The organism is Mesorhizobium sp. M0478 (genome assembly GCF_040321305.1).
In the GTDB taxonomy this organism is placed as follows: domain Bacteria; phylum Pseudomonadota; class Alphaproteobacteria; order Rhizobiales; family Rhizobiaceae; genus Mesorhizobium.
Genome location: NZ_JAMYRH010000005.1, coordinates 1 through 19,061, shown reverse-complemented (window position 1 = coordinate 19,061; position 19,061 = coordinate 1). Strand labels below are relative to the sequence as shown.

The window sequence follows — 19,061 nt, the reverse complement described above, 5'->3', positions numbered from 1 at the left end:
TCGGTTTTTGGAACTTGCGGATTTTGCCGCTGTTTGGCAATCGTTCCATGGTTCGTCCACGCAGGCTGCCCTATGTCAGGGAAGCGAATCCCAACCGCGCAAGCGCATTGCATTGCGATATCTGGCAGGGAACCGTAGACTGGACGGCTGACGCTGGTGCGGCCGCATAAAAACGAGGAACATGGATGGGCGCCGGAGCCTTGACCAGGAGCATCGAACCCGCTGACGTCGAGCGCCAGCGTTGGCTGGCCTTGGCCGAAAAGGCGCTCGCCGGCGCCTCCTTCGAGGAAAAACTGGTCTCGCATACCGACGATCAGATTCGCATCGAACCGCTCTACGATCGCGCCGCCGGCGCCGAGCCGCTTGTGCGCGCCAACCCCAAATTGCCCTGGATCGTCAGCCAGCGCATTGACGATCCCGATATCGGCCGCGCCAAGGCGCAGGCCCTGGACGATGTGGCACAAGGCGCGACGGGATTGTCGCTTGTCTTCGAGGGTGCTCCGAATGCGTTCGGCTATGGCCTGCCAAGGACGGCGCAGGCGCTGGAAACGGTGCTGGATGGCGTACCGCTCAACCGCACGCAGATCCGCATCGACGCCCATCCCTGGAGCCGTGCCGTCGCCGACTGGCTGGTGGCGTTCCTGAGCAAGCGCCGCTCCGACCCGGCAAAGCTGAACCTCTCCTTCGGCATCGACCCGGCGGCAATCTTTGCCGGAACCGGCCGGCTGCGCATGTCGATCGAGGCGTTGCAGGCATCGATGCCGCAATCGCTGGCGCATTTCTTCTCGCTGGGCGTGCCGGGTGTGCTGCTGGAGGCCGACGGGCGGGTGTTCCACAATGCCGGCGCCACGGAAGCGCAGGAACTCGGCACCATGCTCGCTTCCGCCGTGTCATACCTCAGGATGTTCGAGGATGCGCGCCAGCCGCTTGTCTATGCCGCTCCCCATATCGGCTTTGCGCTGAGCGTCGACCAGGACCAGTTCCTGTCGATGGCCAAGGTCCGGGCCTTGCGCAGGCTGTGGGCGCGCATCCAGGAAACCTGTTCCATCCCGGCATCGACAGCCAACATCCATGCCGAGACGTCGTTCCGCATGATGACGGCGGCGGATCCCGAAACCAACATCCTGCGCACCACCATCGCCAGCTTTGCAGCGGCAGCAGGCGGCGCGGACTCGATCTCCATCCTGCCACACACCGTCGCCCTCGGGCTGCCGGCCGGCTTTGCCCGCCGCATCGCCCGCAATGCGCAGTTGATCATGGCCAATGAAAGCCATATCGACCATGTCGCCGACCCAGCATTTGGGTCGGGCGCAGTCGAGGCGCTGACCCTGGGCCTGTGCGAAGCGGCGTGGGAAGAGTTCCAGCGGATCGAAGCGGAAGGCGGCGTTCTGGCAAGCCTGCAGCAAGGGCATATCCAGAAGCGCGTCAAGGCAGCATCCGAGCGCCGCGCCGAGGCCTACCGGTCGGGTGAACGGGCAATCATCGGCACCACGCTTTACCCGCTGAAAAACGATGCCCCGGTCGAGACGCTGGCGGCTGAGCGGCGGCCGCCTTTCACAGAGGGCGTGGCGGTGTGCGAGGCGCTGTTTCCGGTCCGCATCGACCAGGCAATCGGAGCCGCACAGTGATCCCGGATTTCAGCCACATTGGCTGGTCGGCGCCACGGCGCGCGCCGGTCGAGGTCAAGGGCCAGCGGCTGACGCCGGAAGGTATTGCCGTCAAGCATCTCTACAGCCAGGGCGATCTCAAGGGGCTGCCGCATCTCGACACCTATCCGGGAATGCCGCCCTTCGTGCGCGGTCCCTACCCGACCATGTATGTCCAGCAGCCGTGGACGATCCGGCAATATGCCGGCTTCTCGACGGCCGAGGAATCCAACGCCTTCTACCGGCGCAATCTCGCCGCCGGCCAAAAGGGCCTTTCGGTCGCTTTCGATCTGCCCACCCATCGCGGCTATGACAGCGACCATCCGCGCGTTGCCGGCGATGTCGGCATGGCGGGCGTGGCCATCGATTCCATCCTCGACATGCGGCAATTGTTCGACGGCATTCCGCTGGGCGAGATGACGGTGTCGATGACCATGAACGGCGCGGTGCTGCCGATCATGGCGCTCTATATCGTCGCGGCCGAAGAACAGGGCGTTGCTCAGAAGGATCTCGCCGGCACCATTCAGAACGACATTCTGAAGGAGTTCATGGTCCGCAACACCTACATCTATCCGCCGAAGCCCTCGATGCGGATCGTGTCTGACATCTTCTCCTATACCTCCCAGCACATGCCGAAGTTCAATTCGATCTCGATCTCCGGCTATCACATGCAGGAGGCCGGCGCGACCGCGGACCTGGAGCTCGCCTACACCATCGCCGACGGCATCGAATATGCCCGCGCCGGCGTCGCCGCCGGGCTCGACATCGACCGTTTCGCCCCGCGGCTTTCCTTCTTCTGGGCGATCGGCATGAACTTCTTCATGGAGATCGCCAAGCTCCGCGCGGCGCGCCTGTTGTGGGCGACCCTGATGCAGAAGAATTTTGCACCGAACGACGAACGCTCGCTGTCGCTGCGCACCCATTGCCAGACCTCCGGCTGGTCGCTGACGGCGCAGGACCCCTACAACAACATCACCCGCACCATGATCGAGGCGATGGCGGCGACGCAGGGACATACCCAGTCGCTGCACACCAACTCCTTCGACGAGGCGATGGCGCTGCCGACCGACCACTCGGCGCGCATCGCCCGCAACACGCAGTTGATCCTGCAGAAGGAATCCGGCACCACCTGCATCATCGATCCGTGGGGCGGCTCGGCCTATATCGAACGGCTGACGCACGATCTGGCGGCGCGTGCGCTCGCCCATATCGAAGAGGTCGAGGCGCTTGGCGGCATGGCGTCAGCAACCGAACAGGGCATTCCAAAACTTCGCATCGAGGAAGCGGCGGCGCGCACGCAGGCGCGTATCGATTCCGGCGAGCAGATACTGGTTGGCGTAAACGCGCATCGCCCCGAGAACGAAATCGACGTCGACGTGCTGAAGATCGACAATGCCGAGGTCAAGGCCCGGCAATTGTCGAAGCTGCAGAACCTGAAAGGCACGCGCAATGTCGGCGCGGTCGAGAGCGCGCTCGATGCGCTGACCCGCGCTGCGCAGGGTAACGAAAACCTGCTGGAATTTGCCATCCGCGCCGCGCGCGCCAATGCCACGGTCGGCGAGATCTCGCTGGCGCTCGAAAAGGTCTTTGGCCGTCACGTCGCCTCGGTGCAAACGATCTCCGGCGTTTATCGCAATGCGCTTGGCGACAATCTGACGGTCGACCGATTGCTGGAGAAGCTCGAAGCTTTCGAGAAGAAGTCCGGCGGCAAGCCGCGCATCCTGGTCGCAAAGATGGGACAGGACGGCCACGACCGTGGCCAGAAGGTGATCGCCACGGCCTTCGCCGATCTCGGCTTCGACGTGACGGTCGGCGCGATGTTCCAGACACCCGACGAGATCGCCAGGCTGGCGGTGGCGCAGGACGTCCATGTCATCGGCGCCTCATCGCTGGCGGCGGGGCACCTGACGCTGATCCCCGAACTACGCGACGCGCTGAAGAAGCTCGGCCGCAGCGACATGCTGATCGTCGCCGGCGGCGTCATCCCGCCGCAGGATTACGGCGCAGTGCTGGAAGCGGGTGCCGCGGAAATCTTCCCGCCAGGGACGGTTATCCCGGAGGCTGCGGATCGGTTGCTGGACCGGCTGCTGGCGGGCTGATTGAAACAGTTGCACTGCTTATCAAAGTTGCGTTGCAATATCGGGCGCAACCTATGGTATAGCTATGAACACCATCATTCACGGACTTGAGGACGGATCGGGCGTTGTAATCCTGCCGCGGGAAACGCTCGACAGCTTGAGCCTGCAAGTGGGCGATGAACTCCAGATCATCGAAACCGACGACGGCATCATCCTAAGGCCGGTGCCGTGTGACGACGTCGAACGCAAATACGTGCTGCTCGCGATGTCATGGCCAAGTATGAGCCCGCGTTGCGAAAGCTGGCTGTGCAAATAGGGTGAGCTGGCGTCAGGCGTCCGACAGCTTGAGGATTTCCCATTCTTTGCCGTTGACGCTTGCGACGTCGCCGACCTTCTTGCCGAACAGCGCCACGGCCATTGGCGAGACGTGTGAGATGCTGCCCTTTGAGGGGTCGGCCTCGTCCTCGCCGACTATCTTCCAGTGCACTCTCTTGCCGTCATCGCCTTCCAGCGTGACACCCATGCCGAAGCGCACCTGGTCGCTGCCCGGTTCCGGCACGGAAAGCTCGGCGCTTTCGCGGCGCGCTGTCCAGTAGCGCAGGTCGCGCGAGACAACGGCAATGCGCTCGCGATCGGCTTTTCGCTCGGCTTTCGCCAAAATGTCGCGCAGATCGGCCAGATTGTCCTCGATCATCGCCAGGCCGCGCTCCGTCACCAGATTGCGGTGTTGGCTGATCGGCCGCTCGCCGATGCCGGCAATGGCGTTTTCGCTGTCTTCCTCGCGGGTAAAAGCTCTGCTCATCGGATAAACTTAGGCCCGCTTCCGTGACTGCACAAGCCACTTGCCGGACCCGGTCATTGGCCGGACTATGGCCGAGCGGAGACCGATGCGGCTGGCCCAATTCCTGCGATCAGCCGGATGATCGCAAGGGATGTGCCGATGTTGAACAGACGAACGCTTCTGAAGGGGACGGCCGGCTTTGCCGTGCTCGGCCTTTCGGTGGGCAACGCCTTGGCGAAAACGGCGGTGCGCGGCTCGATCAACGCCGCCGAGCTTGGCGTGGAGCCGGACGCACCGGACGACCAGAGCAAGGCCTTCGCCAGGATGCTAGCCGAGGCCAGCGACCGCAACGCGCCGGTGTTCCTGCCGCCGGGCACCTATGTCGTGTCCAACCTGACCCTGCCCGCCCGCGTCAGGCTTTCGGGCGTGCCGGGCGCCTCGCGCATCCTCTATGGCGGCAATGGCCATTTGCTGACGGCCGAACAGGCCGAGCATATAGAGTTCACCGCATTGGTCTTCGACGGCGCCAACGGCGAGTTGGCCGACGATGCCCAAGGCCTGCTCGACCTGCGCCGCGTCGCCCATCTCGTCATCGACAATTGCACGATCACCGGCAGCGGCAAGCATGGGCTGGCGCTGGAGCATGCGTCGGGCCGCATCGAGCGCTCCGAGATTTCGGGGGCTGCGGACGCCGGCATCTACTCCGTCGAGGCCGCTGGCCTGGCGATATCCGACAACACCGTATCCGACTGCGGCAATGGCGGCATTCTTGTCCATCGCTGGCAGCAGGCCGAGGACGGCACGATGGTCAGCGGCAACCGCGTGCAGCGGATCGGCGCGCGCGGCGGCGGCACCGGGCAGAACGGCAATGGCATCAACGCCTTCCGTGCCGGCAATGTCTCGCTCACCGGCAACTTCGTCTCGGACTGCGCCTTCTCGGCGATCCGCGCCAACAGTTCCAGCAATCTGCAGATGACCGGCAACACGTGCTCGCGGTCGGGCGAAACGGCGCTCTATTCCGAATTCTCCTTCGAAGGCGCCATCATCGGCAACAACATCGTCGATGGTGCCGCTAACGGCATCTCGATCGTCAATTTCAACGACGGCGGCCGTATGGGTGTCTGCTCGAACAACATCGTGCGCAACCTCTCGGCCACCGGCCCCTACCCCGCCGACGCGCCGGGCTTCGGCGTCGGTATCAGCGTCGAGGCCGACACCACCGTCTCGGGCAATGTCATCGAGAACGCGCCGCTCTACGGCATGCAGATCGGCTGGGGCGCTTATATGCGCAATGTTGTGGCGACGGGAAACATCATCCGTCAGGCCGGAACCGGCATCGCCGTCACTGTGGTAGAAGGCGCTGGAAACGCCATCATTTCCGACAACGTCATCGACGGCGCCAAGAACGGCGCCATCATCGGCCAGCGCTGGGCCGAACCGGCGACCGGCGACCTCGCGCGGTCAAGCGTAAGCGGCTATGCGCATCTGACGGTTGAGCGAAACAGGGTCAGCTGAGCGCCGTCGTCGGCCGCAGCGAGCCGACCTTGGCGCCGATGCGGCTTTCGATCGGCGGATTGGCCCGCTCCAGAAGGTTCGCCTCCAGTGCGCCGTCGGCGCTGAGAAGTTTTGCCAGCACAGCGGCAATCATCACCTCGGCGGCGCGGCCGGCGCCGTCATCACATTTTAGCGCGATGCCGAGGCCAAGCTCCGGAACGGCGGCGCAATAGACACCCTCGGCGCCCGTCTTGACGAATATGCGGCCGGGCGCGGCCTGCATCAGCGCCACATCGGCCTTGCCGGTGCCGGCGACCAGGAAAGGCTCGGCCATGCAGGCAGACAGCAGGCGTTTGGCCGCCTTGGCACGCTCAGGGCCAAAGCTCGTGCCCGTCGCCATGCGGGCAAAGCCAAGGGCAAAACTTTTCAGCGGCACGGCATAGGTGGGGATCGAGCAGCCATCGGTTGCCCGGTGATCCGCATCGTGGGCAGCGCCGGTCACCGCCTGCATGGCGTCGCGCACCATCTCCTGCAAACCATGGCCTGCCTTGACGTAGCCTTGGTGGGCAATCCCCGAGTGCACGCAGGTGCAGAGAAATCCGGAATGCTTGCCCGAGCAATTGTTGTGCAGTGCGTTCGGCGAGACGCCTGTGCGGGCCAGTGCGATCGTCGCGTCGTGGCTCGACGGCCAATGCGCGCCGCATTCCAGCGCCGACTTGTCGAGCCCGGCCTTGGCCAGCATCGCCTGCGCCAGTTCGACATGCGCGGGTTCGCCCGAATGCGAAGCGCAGGCCAGCGCCAGTTCGCGGTCGCCGAAGCCGTACGCATCGGCAGCACCCGTTTCAACCAGCGGCAGCGCCTGGATCGCCTTGACCGCCGAGCGCGGAAACACCGGCCGCGCCGTATGGCCGATCTCCAGGACAGGCTTGCCGTCACCGTCGAAGATTGCGACAGCGCCGCGATGGGCGCTCTCGACGATCGCGCCGCGCAAGACCTCGACCAGAACCGGATTTGTCATCACCACGCCCCAAAAATACGGGCCGCTTCTACCTGATCCGGTCGAGGATTGAAACGTAGTTGGCAACGGCAGCGCCACCCATGTTGAAGATGCCGCCGAGCGTTGCCCCCGGCACCTGGATGCCGCCTGCCTCGCCGGTCAACTGCATGGCGGTCAGCACATGCATCGACACACCGGTGGCGCCGATCGGATGGCCCTTGGCCTTCAGCCCGCCCGAAGGATTGACCGGCAGCCTGCCGTCCTTTGCCGTCGTGCCGTCTAGCGCCAGCCTGGCGCCCTCGCCCGGCTTGGCCAGGCCCATCGCCTCATATTCGATCAGTTCGGCAATGGTGAAGCAGTCATGCGTCTCGACGAAGGAGAGGTCGTCGAGCGTCACGCCGGCCTTCTTCAAAGCCTGGTTCCAGGCCTGCTCGCAGCCTTCGAAAGACAGGATGTCGCGCTTCGACATCGGCAGGAAATCCTGGACATGCTCGTTGGCGCGGAAGGCGACGGCGCGGCGCATCATCAACGCCGTCGAGGTGTCGGTCAGCACAAGGGCGGCAGCACCGTCGGAGACCAGCGAACAGTCCGTGCGCTTCAGCGGACCGGCCACGAACGGGTTTTTCTCGCTTTCCTGGCGGCAGAACTCGTAGCCGAAATCCTTGCGCATCTGCGCATACGGATTGTTGACGCCGTTCTTGTGGTTCTTGGCGGCGATCATCGCCAGCGCGTCGGACTGGTCGCCATAACGCTGGAAATAGGCCTGCGCGATCTTGCCGAAGACGCCAGCGAAACCGGCCGGCGTGTCGCCCTCCTCCGGCAGATAGGAAGCCTTGAGCAGGTTCTTGCCGATCTCGGGGCCGGGGGTCGTCGTCATCTGCTCGGCACCGACCACCAGCACGATGCGGGCAGCGTTTGCGTCGATGGCGCGGATGCCTTGCCGGACCGCGGCCGAACCGGTGGCGCAAGCATTCTCGACCCGCGTCGCCGGCTTGAAGCGCAGTCGGTCGTCGGCCTGCAACACGAGGCTGGCGGTAAAATCCTGTGGGGAAAAGCCGGCATTGAAGTGGCCGAGCACGATCTCGTCGACCTCATCCGGGCCGATGCCGGCATGGTCGAGCGCGTCGACCGCGACCTTGGTGATCAGGCCTTCCAGCGTCTCGCCTTCCAGCTTGCCGAAGCGCGAATGCGCCCAGCCAACGATGCATGCGGTCATGGCGGTCTCCATCCTTGGCGCCAGCCTAACATGTGGGCAAATGGCGCACTTCGCCTTTATTGTTCAAATATAAACAATCCCGCCCGCATCGAAAAGGGCCGCAAGCCGACAATCGCTTGGTGCAGGTTCCAATCGGATCGTTTTTTGTTGATTGACGCGTCAATAAAAAATAATCTCCGCCGCAAAAGCCGGGAACATCATGCCTAAAGTCGGAATGGAACCGTTGCGCCGCAAGGCGCTCATCGACGCGACGATCTCGGCGATCGGCGAGCGCGGCTCGCTTGACGTGACCATGTCGGAGATAGCGGGGCGCGCCGGTGTGTCGTCAGCATTGGCTCACCACTATTTCGGCGCCAAGGATGAGCTGCTGCTGGCGACGATGAGGCATATTCTGGCCGAGCTGACGATCGACATGCGGCGCGCGCTGCAATCCGCCGGCTCGCCGCGCGAACGTGTTTCGGCCGTGGTGGCCGTCAACTTCTCCGACATCCAGTTCCAGCCGGAAACCATCGCGGCCTGGCTCGCCTTCTATGTCGAGGCGCAGAAATCATCGGCCTTGCGCCGGCTGCTCAGGGTCTATGCGCGGCGGCTGCATTCCAACCTAATGAGCGGGCTGACCGGCATCTTGGCCAGGCACGAAGCCGACCGCGCGGCGGAAGCGACCGCGGCGATGATCGACGGGCTCTACATCAGGCGGGCGCTGAAGGACGGCGTGCCGGACGCGGCGACCGCGATTGCGCTGGTCGAGGACTATCTGGAAACCAAACTCGGCGGGCGACAGACACAGTGACAGCCTCAGTGACACAAAGGCGACCCAACATCCTGATCGTCATGGTCGATCAGCTCAACGGCACGCTGTTTCCGAACGGACCGGCGGACTTCCTGCACGCGCCGCATCTCAAGGAGCTGGCCGCGCGCGCGGCACGTTTCCGGAACAATTATACGCCCTCGCCGCTTTGCGCGCCGGGGCGCGCCGCCTTCATGAGCGGCCAATTGCCGTCGCGCACCCAAGTCTACGACAACGCCGCTGAGTTCGCCTCCTCAATTCCGACCTATGCTCACCATCTGCGCGCCGCCGGCTATTACACCTGCCTGTCGGGCAAGATGCATTTCGTCGGCCCCGACCAGTTGCATGGTTTCGAAGAGCGGTTGACCACCGATATCTATCCCGCCGATTTCGGCTGGACGCCGGACTACCGCAAGCCCGGCGAACGCATCGACTGGTGGTATCACAATCTGGGCTCGGTGACCGGCGCCGGCGTCGCCGAGATCACCAACCAGATGGAGTATGACGACGAGGTCGCCTTCCACGCGGTGCAAAAACTCTACGACCTTGCCCGCACCTCCGACGATGCGGCCAGCCGGCCCTGGTGCCTGACGGTTTCCTTCACCCACCCGCACGACCCCTATGTCGCACGGCGGCAATATTGGGATCTCTATGAAGATTGTCCGGCGCTCGAACCGGAGGTGGGATTCATCCCCTATGCCGATCAGGACCCGCATTCGCAGCGGCTTTACCGCGCCAGCGACTACGACAGTTTCAACATCACGCCGGAGCAGATCCGCCGCTCGCGGCGCGGCTACTACGCCAACATCTCCTATCTCGACGACAAGGTCGGCGAGTTGATGTCAGTGCTGGAACGTACGCGCATGCTGGACGACACGGTCATCCTGTTCTGCTCCGACCATGGCGATATGCTTGGCGAGCGCGGCCTGTGGTTCAAGATGAACTTTTTCGAGGGCTCGGCACGGGTGCCGCTGATGATCGCCGGCAAGGGCGTTGCCGCGGGGCTGATCGACGCGCCGGTTTCCAATCTCGACGTGACGCCGACATTGTGCGATCTCGCCGGCATCGACATCTCGGCGATCGCGCCGTGGACCGACGGCCAGTCGCTGCTGCCGCTGCTCGAGGGCACGAAACGCGATGCTCCAGTTCTGATGGAGTATGCCGCCGAAGGCTCCAACGCGCCGTTGGTGGCGATCCGCGACGGCCGCTATAAATTCATCCATTGCGAGATCGATCCGCCGCTTCTGTTCGATCTCGAAGCCGATCCGCAAGAACTCACCAATCTTGCCACCGATCCGACGCATGCCGATCTGGTGGCGGCCTTCACGGGAGCCGTACGAGCGCGCTGGGACATGGCCGCCTTCGACGCCGCCGTGCGTACCAGCCAGGCGCGGCGCTGGGTGGTCTATCCGGCGCTACGCAACGGCACGCATTACCCCTGGGAGTTCCAACCGCTGCAGAAGGCGTCGGAACGCTACATGCGCAACCACATGAACCTCGACAATCTCGAGGAACAGAAACGCTTTCCGCGAGGCGAATGATGACAATTGTCCCCTCCCTCGAGCACCTCAGACAGGCCTATGCCGTGACGTCGAAGGCGACGCAGATCACGCCTTTGCTGGAATCGACAGCCTTGGCCAAGGAGACGGGTGCGGCCCGCGTCTTTATCAAGCCGGAATCACTGCAATGGGCCGGCTCGTTCAAGGTGCGCGGGGCCTATTGGCGGTTGAAGCGGCTGTCGCCGGATGAGGCCATAAAAGGCGTCGTCGCCTACTCCTCCGGCAATTTCGCGCAAGGGTTGGCGGCTGCCGGCCAGGCGCTCGGCATTCCCGTCACCATCGTCATGCCGATCGACGCGCCGGCCGCCAAGCGCGATGCGACCACAGGCTATGGCGCGCGCGTCGTGCTGACCGATCATGGCGAGCGCGCCCGTGAAGAGGTCGCAGCCGCCAAGGCCTGCGAGATTGCCGAGACCGAAGGGCTGGCGTTGCTGCATCCATTCGACGATCCGGAGATCGTTGCCGGCCAGGCCGGCGCCGGGCTCGAAGCGCTCGAACAATTCGAGGCAAAGGACGCCAGTGCCGACCTTCTGTTCTGCTCGGTCGGCGGCGGCGGACTGATCGGCGGCATCTCGCTCGCCTTCCACTATCTGTCGCCGGCAACCGAGATCATCGGCGTCGAGCCGGAAGGCTTCAACGGCATGGGTGCATCGCTAGCGCATGGCGCCATCGAGACCATGCCGATCGCGCCGAAATCGATCTGCGACGGGCTGATGTCGCGGCGGCCGGGCGACGCGCCGTTCGCGGCGGTCAAGACCGCTGGCGTGCGCGGCATCACCGTCGACGACCAATCGGTTAGGCGAGCGATGAAGATCGCCTTCGAACGGATGAAGCTGGTGCTCGAGCCATCGGGCGCCGCCTCTCTGGCGGCGCTTCTCGGCGGCAAGGTGGATGTGACGGGTAAAACGGTCCTGGTCATGGCTACCGGCGGCAATGTCTCGCTCGCCGATTTTATTTCGCATATGAACGATGGGCGCATGTGAACCATGCTTGAAGCAGACTTCGTCATCATCGGCTCCGGCTCGGCCGGCTCGGCCATGGCCTACCGACTGTCGGAAGACGGCAAGCATTCGGTGATCGTCATCGAGTTCGGCGGTACCGATATCGGGCCGCTGATCCAGATGCCGTCGGCGCTGTCGATCCCGCTCAACATGAGCCTTTACGACTGGGGCTTTGCCAGCGAACCGGAGCCGCATCTCGGCGGCCGCGTGCTGGCGACGCCACGCGGCAAGGTGATCGGCGGCTCGTCCTCGATCAACGGCATGGTCTATGTCAGGGGCCACGCACGCGACTTCGACCACTGGGCCGAACAGGGGGCGGCCGGCTGGGGCTTCGCCGACGTGCTGCCCTATTTCAAGCGCATGGAGGACAGTGACGGCGGCGAGGACGGCTGGCGCGGCCACGGCGGCCCGCTGCACGTCCAGCGTGGCCCGCGCAAGAATCCGCTCTACGGCGCCTTTGTCGAGGCCGGCCGCCAAGCCGGGTTCGAACTGACCGACGACTACAATGGCTGGAAGCAGGAAGGCTTCGGACCGATGGAGCAAACCATTCGCGGCGGCCGCCGCTGGTCGGCTGCGTCGGCCTATCTGAAGCCGGCGCTCAAGCGGCAAAATGTCAGCGTGATCAGAGGCTTCGCCCGCCGGGTGATCATCGAGAATCAGCGTGCCGTCGGAGTCGAGATCGAAGCTCACAAACAGATTCAGGTCGTTAAGGCACGACGTGAGGTGATCGTCGCCGCATCGTCGATCAATTCGCCCAAGATCCTGATGCTATCCGGTATCGGCCCGGCCGCGCATCTCACGGAGAACGGCATCCAGGTCGTGGCCGACCGGCCCGGTGTCGGCCGCAATCTGCAGGATCATATGGAGCTCTACATCCAGCAGGAATCGACCCAGCCGATCACGCTGAATTCGGTTCTCAACCCATTCTCCAAGACGCTGATCGGGGCGCAGTGGCTGTTCTTCAAGACCGGCCTCGGCGCCACCAACCATTTCGAGGCCGCGGCCTTCGTACGCTCGCAGGCCGGTGTCGACTACCCCGATATCCAGTACCACTTCATCCCGGCGGCGGTGCGCTATGACGGCAAGGCGGCGGCGAAGGCGCATGGCTTCCAGGCGCATGTCGGGCCGATGCGGTCGAAGTCGCGCGGTTCGGTGACGCTGCGCTCGCCCGACCCGAAAGCGACGCCGGTCATCCGCTTCAACTACATGTCGCATCCAGACGACTGGACCGAGTTCCGCCACTGCATCCGGCTGACCCGCGAGATCTTCGGCCAGAAGGCTTTTGACGGCTTTCGCGGCAAGGAAATCTCGCCGGGTTCGCACGTCCAGTCGGACGAGGATCTCGACGCCTTCATCCGCGATCATGCCGAGAGTGCCTACCACCCGTGCGGCACTTGCAAGATGGGCCGCGCCGACGACATCATGAGCGTGGTCGATCCGGAGTGCCGGGTCATCGGCGTCGACGGCCTGCGCGTCGCCGACTCCTCGATCTTCCCGCGGGTGACCAACGGCAACCTCAACGCGCCGTCGATCATGACCGGCGAGAAGGCCTCCGACCACATTCTCGGCCGCACGCCACTGGCGCCGTCCAACCAGGAACCCTGGATCAATCCGCGCTGGCAGGTGGCGGATCGATAGGGCATTGTCCGGCGGACTGCTCCGCAATAGCGAATACATCTGGAGAACAGCATGCGCGCCCAGCCAACGGCATCGCACTATGTCAACGGCCGCTACATCGAGGACGAAGGCGGCGCGCCGCTGCCGGTGATCTATCCGGCGACCGGTGAGGTCATCGCCACCTTGCATTCGGCGACTCCGAACGTGCTGGAGCTCGCCATCGAAGCCGCGCGGGCCGCACAACCGGCCTGGGCGCGGATGAAGCCGGTCGAGCGTGGCCGCATCCTGCGCCGCGCCGCCGACATTTTGCGCGCGCGCAACGCCGATCTGGCGCGGATCGAGACGCTCGACACCGGCAAAGCGATCCAGGAGACGCTGGTGGCGGATGCACTATCGGCCGCCGACTGCCTCGAATATTTCGGCGGCGCGGTTGCCGCCTTCAACGGCGATGCGATCGATCTTGGTGGACCTTTTGCCTATACGCGCCGCGAGGCGCTCGGTGTGTGCGTCGGCATCGGCGCCTGGAACTATCCGATCCAGATCGCCGGCTGGAAATCCGCCCCCGCGCTCGCCATGGGCAACGCCATGGTATTCAAGCCTTCGGAAAACACGCCGCTGTCGGCGCTGGCGCTGGCCGAGATCTACTCAGAGGCGGGCCTGCCCGACGGGCTGTTCAACGTCGTGCAAGGCTATGGCGATGTCGGCGCCGGCCTCGTCGGCCACGATGTCGTTGCCAAGGTTTCGGTGACCGGCTCGGTGCCGACCGGCCGCAAGGTGCTGTCGCTCGCCGGTTCGAAGATGAAGCATGCGACGATGGAACTCGGCGGCAAGTCGCCGCTGATCGTGTTCGACGATGCCGATCTCGAAAACGCCATCGGCGGCGCCATGCTCGGCAATTTCTATTCGACCGGGCAGATCTGCTCCAACGGCACGCGTGTTTTCGTACAAAGCGGCATCCATGACCGCTTCGTCGACCGGCTGGTCGAGCGGACGAAAAAGATCCGCATCGGCGATCCGCTCGATCCTGAGACGCAGATGGGGCCGCTGGTCAACAAGGCGCAGCAGGAGAAGGTCGTTTCCTACATCGCGGCCGGCAGGCAGGATGGAGCAACGCTCGCCTGCGGTGGCAACGTGCCGTCGCTGCAAGGGTTCGATGGCGGCTTCTTTGTCGAGCCGACGGTGTTCACCGGTGTCACCGATACGATGCGCATTGCGCGCGAGGAGATTTTCGGGCCGGTGATGAGCGTGCTGAAGTTCGACGGCGAGGACGAGGTGATCGACCGCGCCAACGACACCGAATTCGGCCTCGCCGCCGGCGTCTTCACCCGCGACCTGCAGCGCGCCCATAGGGTGATCGCCGAACTGCAGGCCGGCACCTGCTGGATAAACGCCTACAATCTGACGCCGGTGGAAATTCCGTTTGGCGGGGTGAAGCAATCCGGCATCGGGCGCGAGAACTCGCTGGCGGCTTTAGCGCTCTATTCGCAGCTGAAGGCGGTGTATGTCGAGACCGGGGATGTAGCGAGCCCGTATTGAGGCATTGAAAGCGAAGTGACAGCTGATCTCCCCCCTTGCGGGGGAGATGGCCGGCAGGCCAGAGGGGGGTGTGACGGATCGCCAACCTTTGGTCTGATCTTCGAGTAGCTGAGACGTCGGCGGGACAGCACCCCCCTCTGCCTTGCCAGGCATCTCCCCCGCAAGGGGGGAGATTGGCAGCTCCAACGCTTCACCCCTTCTGCGCTGTCCCATCAAGATACTGCGTCAGCGCGCAGACCAGATGATAGAAGATGCTGGCCGGCACGTCCGATGCCAAGGAGCGGCCGCGTTCGTCGATGCGGTCGATCCACAGGCCGAGCGGCGCCGGGTCGATGTGCCAGCGGAATAGCCGGCCGACGCGCGCCTCGATTTCGGGCTTGAGGTCGGGACCGCCCGAGCCATCCAGCGCAATCGCCGCCTTGATCGCTTCCGCCTGCGGCCAGCTGCGCGATACGAGGTCGAGCGGCAGGCCCTGCCGGGAGACCGCACCGTAGGCAAGGCCGGTGGCGCGGTTGAGGCCGTTGGCGATGGCCGAGGCGTAGAGCTTGCGGGCAAAATTGCTCAACTCGCCCTGGCCGCTGCGGGCGACGAAATCGGTGAGCAGCGAGGCCCATTCGAAATGATGGCCGGGCTCGGTCCATGTGCCCTTCTCGCCGGCGGCCGGCTTCCACCCGGCGTCGAAATATTCGCCCAGCGTCCAGCTCTCGGCATCGAAGAAATGACTGCGGAAAAGGTCGATGATGCGCGCGGCGCGGCGCAGATAGGTGCGGTCGCCGGTCGCCTCATACCAGGCGAGGAAGGCCTCGAGCAGATGCATATGCGGGTTGGAGCGCCGCTCGCCCTCCCCGTCCGACGTCTCGAGGAAACCGGTCATGCGGCTGTCCTCGAGATGCGCGTCGAGGAACACGAAGGTCTCCTGGCCCAGCCGCAGCGCATCCGGATTGCCGCACATATGCGCATGCGCCAGCGCCAGCAGCACGCAGGAATGGTCGTAGGCATCCTCGGTTGGGTCGGCGACGGAGCCGTCGACATTGAGCGTGCGCACCCAGCCGCCCCGGTCCGTGCGGCCCTTGCCGGCCATGAAGGCGATGCCATGGGAGATCAGGCGATCGGCTGGACCGTCCCAGCCGCGGGCCTTGGCAACGGCGAAGGCGTAGACTTGCCTCGCCGTCGTGCGCATGCGCTTGGGCTTCAACAGCGCCTCGCCGTGGAAGCCGAGCGCCTCGTGGAAGCCGCCATGACGCTCATCGACGCCTGAAGTCGACCAAAGCGGCAAGGTCTCCTCGAACAGCCAGTGATGCACGCGCCGACGCCAGGCGCCGCTCTCGATGACGCGGTCGTGTGCCGGCGTAAACCTGGTTTCCAGCCGTCCCGATTTCTCCAGCTGCTCGACGATCTTCTTGACGTGCTGGCTGTGACTGACCGGGGCAACGAAGGTGGCGTCCGCGGTCGAGACGATGGCGACATCCTTCATGCCGATCGCCGACAAAAGCCGGCCGTCGCTGCGGATGTAGGAGTTCTCGCAATCGATGGCGACGACATCGCCGACGACGACATTGCCCTTGGCGTCGGCAGGGCCGACATCAAGCAGCGACTGCCAGGAGCCGAGGTCGTTCCAGCGGAAGCCGGCCGGCACCATCGCGATGTCCTTGGCCCGTTCCATGATGGCGTAGTCGATCGAGTTCGACGGGATGGCGGCGTAGAGGTCGAGCGGCATATAGAGGCCGGACAGGTCGCTCGTTGCCGCCTTGTAGGCGGTTTCGGTGGCCTGCCAGATGTCGGGTTGGAAGGTGGCGAAGGCGTCGCGCATGGCGCCGGCGCGAAACAGGAAAATGCCGGTGTTCCAGTAGAAGGTGCCCGCACTGAGATAGCTCTGCGCAGTGGCGAGGTCGGGCTTTTCGACGAAGCGCGACACGTCGAAGACGCCGCCGCTTTCGGCTGCGACTTCGATATACCCATAGCCGGTCTCGGGCTGCGCCGGCTTGATGCCGAACACCACCAGACGGCCGGCAAGCGCTGCCTGGCTGCCCGCCTCGACGCTCTGCCAGAACTGCTTGGGCGTGGCGATTTCATGGTCTGACGGCACCACCAGCACCAGGCTGTCGCCGAACTCCGACAATGTGCGCAACGCGGCCAGCGCCACGGCGGCAGCCGTGTTGCGCCCGGTCGGCTCGAACAGCGGGCCACCGCCGGCGAGGTCGAGGCCGGCAAGGTCGGCATGGACACGCTCGGCATGGCGCTCGGCGGCGATCAGGAAGATCGGCGTCTCACCTTCCGGCCGCGCCGTCAGCCGGCGCAGTGTCTTGGCCAGCATCGAGCCGTCGCCGGAGAGATCGTGGAACTGTTTCGGGTTGTCCTGGCGCGACAGCGGCCACAGGCGCGAGCCGACACCGCCGCTCATGACAAAACTGACGATGCGCTCGCTCATGAAAGGTCCAATCAGAACGTCTGGTTGTAAGCGCCGACTTCGGGGCTGCGGCGCAGCACGGCGTCGACGGCCTCGAACATCTGCCGGCGGCGGTCGGACGATACCGGGCTTTCGACAACCACGACAAGCTCCGGCTTGTTCGACGACGCCCGTACCAAGCCCCAGGTGCCATCTTCGGCCACGATGCGCACGCCGTTGACGGTGATCAGGTCAGCGATCTTCTGGCCGGCAAAAGCCTTGCCGGCGCGCTGCATCGCCTGGAAGTCCGCCACCACCTGATCGACCACGCCGTATTTCACGTCATCGGCGCAATGCGGCGACATGGTCGGCGTGCCGAAGGTCAGCGGCAGCGCGCGATAGAGATCGGCCATCGAACTTGTGGGGTTGCGGACGAGCATCTCACATATGGCTATTGCCGTGATGAGACCGTCATCATAGCCGCGGCCGATCGGGGAATTGAAGAAGAAATGGCCCGACTTCTCGAAGCCGGCGACGGCGCCAAGCTCGGCGACGCGGCGCTTTATGTAGGAATGACCGGTCTTCCAATAATCGGTGACGGCGCCATTGGCTTGGAGCACGCTGTCGGTGTTGAACAGGCCGGTCGACTTGACGTCGACGACGAAGGTCGAGCCGGGATATTGGGTTGATATGTCCCGCGCGAGCATGACGCCGACCTTGTCGGCAAAAATCTCGTTGCCCTCATTGTCGACCACGCCGCAACGGTCGCCGTCGCCATCGAAACCCAGGCCGACATGGGCACCTGTTTCCAGCACTTTGTCCCTGATGGCATGCAGCATCTGCATGTCTTCCGGGTTCGGGTTATAGCGCGGAAAACTGTGGTCGAGCTCGACATCGAGCGGGATCACCTCGCAACCGATGCGCTCCAGCGCCTGTGGCGCGAAGGCGCCGGCAGTGCCGTTGCCGCAAGCGGCCACGACTTTCAGCTTTCGCGCGATGCGCTTGTCGCTCACCAGATCGTCGAGATAGGTCTCGCGAAAACCGGAGACGAATTCGTAGGAGCCACCGCCGGCAAGATCGAAATCGCCCGACAGCACGATCTGTTTCAGGGCGCTCATCTCCTCCGGTCCGAAGGTGAGCGGCCTCGCCGCACCCATCTTGACTCCGGTCCAGCCATTCTCGTTGTGCGATGCCGTGACCATGGCGACGGATGCCGCGTCGAGCGCGAACTGGGCGAAATAGGCCATGGGCGACAGCGCCAGGCCAATGTCTTTCACCTTTGCGCCCGCAGCCATCAGGCCGGAAACCAGCGCCAGCTTGATGGCAAGCGAATAGGAGCGGAAATCATGCCCGGTGACGATGTCAGGCCCGGCGCCAAGACGCCGAATCAACGTGCCCAGCCCCATGCCGAGCGCCTGGACGCCGATCAGGTTGAGCTCCGGCGGCTGCGCAGAGCCGGGGTGACCGAACCACCAGCGCGCATCGTACTCGCGAAATCCCGACGCCTTGATCAGCGCTTCCGTTTCGAATTCGAAGCTGTTGGGCCGGGCGTCGCCTACGATTTTCAGGGGCAAGACAGCAAAGCTCCAGATGGCGAAAACACGATCTATCGAGGCTGCGACTTAGCACACAAGGCTTTAAGCCGGGTTTATCCCGGGAGGGAAAGCCAAGCTTTGCGGCAATGCCCAACGAAAGCCAACGAAATGCGACAGAAGCGCTGCCATTGCCGCTTGCAGGAACGGTATGCGGCAGCTATAAGCCCGCGGTCTGGTCACGGAGTGTAGCGCAGCCTGGTAGCGCACCTCGTTCGGGACGAGGGGGTCGCAGGTTCAAATCCTGCCACTCCGACCAGAAAAAACAGGTCCATTCCGGACACATAGGTTACGGTTTATATCGGAGACATGGGTAACACTTTTGGCCCGAAGGGGTTTTGGAGTGGTTCGAGCCTGCATGTCTCATCATC

The 19,061-nt window shown here is 64.2% G+C and carries 14 protein-coding genes and 1 tRNA gene; 10 read left to right on the top strand and 5 right to left on the bottom strand.

Annotated elements, in window-relative coordinates:
- Window positions 1-185: 185 nt before the first annotated feature.
- The 3 genes from NKI64_RS13645 (at window position 186) to NKI64_RS13635 (ending at window position 4,040) form a co-directional block, all read left to right on the top strand.
- Window positions 186-1,628, top strand: coding sequence for a methylmalonyl-CoA mutase subunit beta (locus NKI64_RS13645; RefSeq protein ID WP_023709822.1), 1,443 nt, complete (start codon window positions 186-188; stop codon window positions 1,626-1,628).
- Entirely contained in the window at window positions 1,625-3,745 is a 2,121-nt protein-coding gene (gene scpA / locus NKI64_RS13640; protein WP_352668394.1) for a methylmalonyl-CoA mutase, read from the top strand. The genes NKI64_RS13645 and scpA overlap by 4 nt, the downstream gene beginning before the upstream one ends.
- Before the next feature lie 64 nt (window positions 3,746-3,809).
- On the top strand, window positions 3,810-4,040 hold the full coding sequence (locus tag NKI64_RS13635) for an AbrB/MazE/SpoVT family DNA-binding domain-containing protein (RefSeq protein ID WP_352668391.1): 231 nt from the start codon (window positions 3,810-3,812) through the stop codon (window positions 4,038-4,040).
- Between the two features lie 12 nt (window positions 4,041-4,052).
- Here the strand turns inward: NKI64_RS13635 and greA are convergent, their stop codons facing one another.
- Window positions 4,053-4,526, bottom strand: coding sequence for a transcription elongation factor GreA (gene greA / locus NKI64_RS13630; protein WP_023702220.1), 474 nt, complete (start codon window positions 4,524-4,526; stop codon window positions 4,053-4,055).
- A gap of 138 nt (window positions 4,527-4,664) precedes the next feature.
- On the opposite strand from greA, the gene NKI64_RS13625 reads away from it, so the two are divergent.
- Window positions 4,665-6,020: a TIGR03808 family TAT-translocated repetitive protein gene (locus NKI64_RS13625; protein WP_023749711.1), complete on the top strand. Its 1,356-nt coding sequence runs from the start codon at window positions 4,665-4,667 to the stop codon at window positions 6,018-6,020.
- On the opposite strand, the gene NKI64_RS13620 is transcribed toward NKI64_RS13625, so the two are convergent.
- On the bottom strand, window positions 6,013-7,017 hold the full coding sequence (locus NKI64_RS13620; protein WP_023702222.1) for an asparaginase: 1,005 nt from the start codon (window positions 7,015-7,017) through the stop codon (window positions 6,013-6,015). The two genes, NKI64_RS13625 and NKI64_RS13620, sit on opposite strands and share 8 nt — an antisense overlap.
- A gap of 28 nt (window positions 7,018-7,045) precedes the next feature.
- Window positions 7,046-8,212: an acetyl-CoA acetyltransferase gene (locus NKI64_RS13615; protein WP_023684567.1), complete on the bottom strand. Its 1,167-nt coding sequence runs from the start codon at window positions 8,210-8,212 to the stop codon at window positions 7,046-7,048.
- A 199-nt stretch (window positions 8,213-8,411) separates the two neighbouring features.
- Between NKI64_RS13615 and betI the strand changes: the two genes are divergently transcribed.
- The 5 genes from betI to betB are packed head-to-tail and all read left to right on the top strand — an operon-like array spanning window position 8,412 to window position 14,712.
- Window positions 8,412-9,002 (top strand): choline-binding transcriptional repressor BetI, encoded by a 591-nt coding sequence (betI, locus tag NKI64_RS13610; RefSeq protein WP_023692769.1) that lies wholly within the window; start codon window positions 8,412-8,414, stop codon window positions 9,000-9,002.
- 8 nt (window positions 9,003-9,010) lie between these two features.
- Complete coding sequence (gene betC, locus NKI64_RS13605; RefSeq protein ID WP_023687209.1) at window positions 9,011-10,540, top strand: choline-sulfatase; 1,530 nt, start codon at window positions 9,011-9,013, stop codon at window positions 10,538-10,540.
- On the top strand, window positions 10,537-11,541 hold the full coding sequence (locus NKI64_RS13600) for a threonine/serine dehydratase family protein (protein ID WP_023687208.1): 1,005 nt from the start codon (window positions 10,537-10,539) through the stop codon (window positions 11,539-11,541). Before betC ends, NKI64_RS13600 begins: the two co-directional genes overlap by 4 nt.
- Window positions 11,542-11,544: 3 nt before the next feature.
- Window positions 11,545-13,197: a choline dehydrogenase gene (betA, locus tag NKI64_RS13595; RefSeq protein WP_023692768.1), complete on the top strand. Its 1,653-nt coding sequence runs from the start codon at window positions 11,545-11,547 to the stop codon at window positions 13,195-13,197.
- Between the two features lie 51 nt (window positions 13,198-13,248).
- Entirely contained in the window at window positions 13,249-14,712 is a 1,464-nt protein-coding gene (gene betB / locus NKI64_RS13590) for a betaine-aldehyde dehydrogenase (protein WP_023670741.1), read from the top strand.
- 190 nt (window positions 14,713-14,902) lie between these two features.
- Here the strand turns inward: betB and NKI64_RS13585 are convergent, their stop codons facing one another.
- Both NKI64_RS13585 and NKI64_RS13580 read right to left on the bottom strand, forming a co-directional pair.
- Window positions 14,903-17,140 carry a mannose-1-phosphate guanylyltransferase/mannose-6-phosphate isomerase gene (locus tag NKI64_RS13585; protein WP_352668387.1) on the bottom strand — a complete coding sequence of 746 codons (2,238 nt, stop codon included), beginning with the start codon at window positions 17,138-17,140 and terminating at the stop codon, window positions 14,903-14,905.
- An 11-nt stretch (window positions 17,141-17,151) separates the two neighbouring features.
- Entirely contained in the window at window positions 17,152-18,672 is a 1,521-nt protein-coding gene (locus NKI64_RS13580; RefSeq protein WP_023698153.1) for a phosphomannomutase/phosphoglucomutase, read from the bottom strand.
- A gap of 200 nt (window positions 18,673-18,872) precedes the next feature.
- Here NKI64_RS13580 and NKI64_RS13575 point away from each other — a divergent pair.
- Window positions 18,873-18,949 (top strand) — tRNA-Pro (locus NKI64_RS13575).
- Window positions 18,950-19,061: the final 112 nt, after the last annotated feature.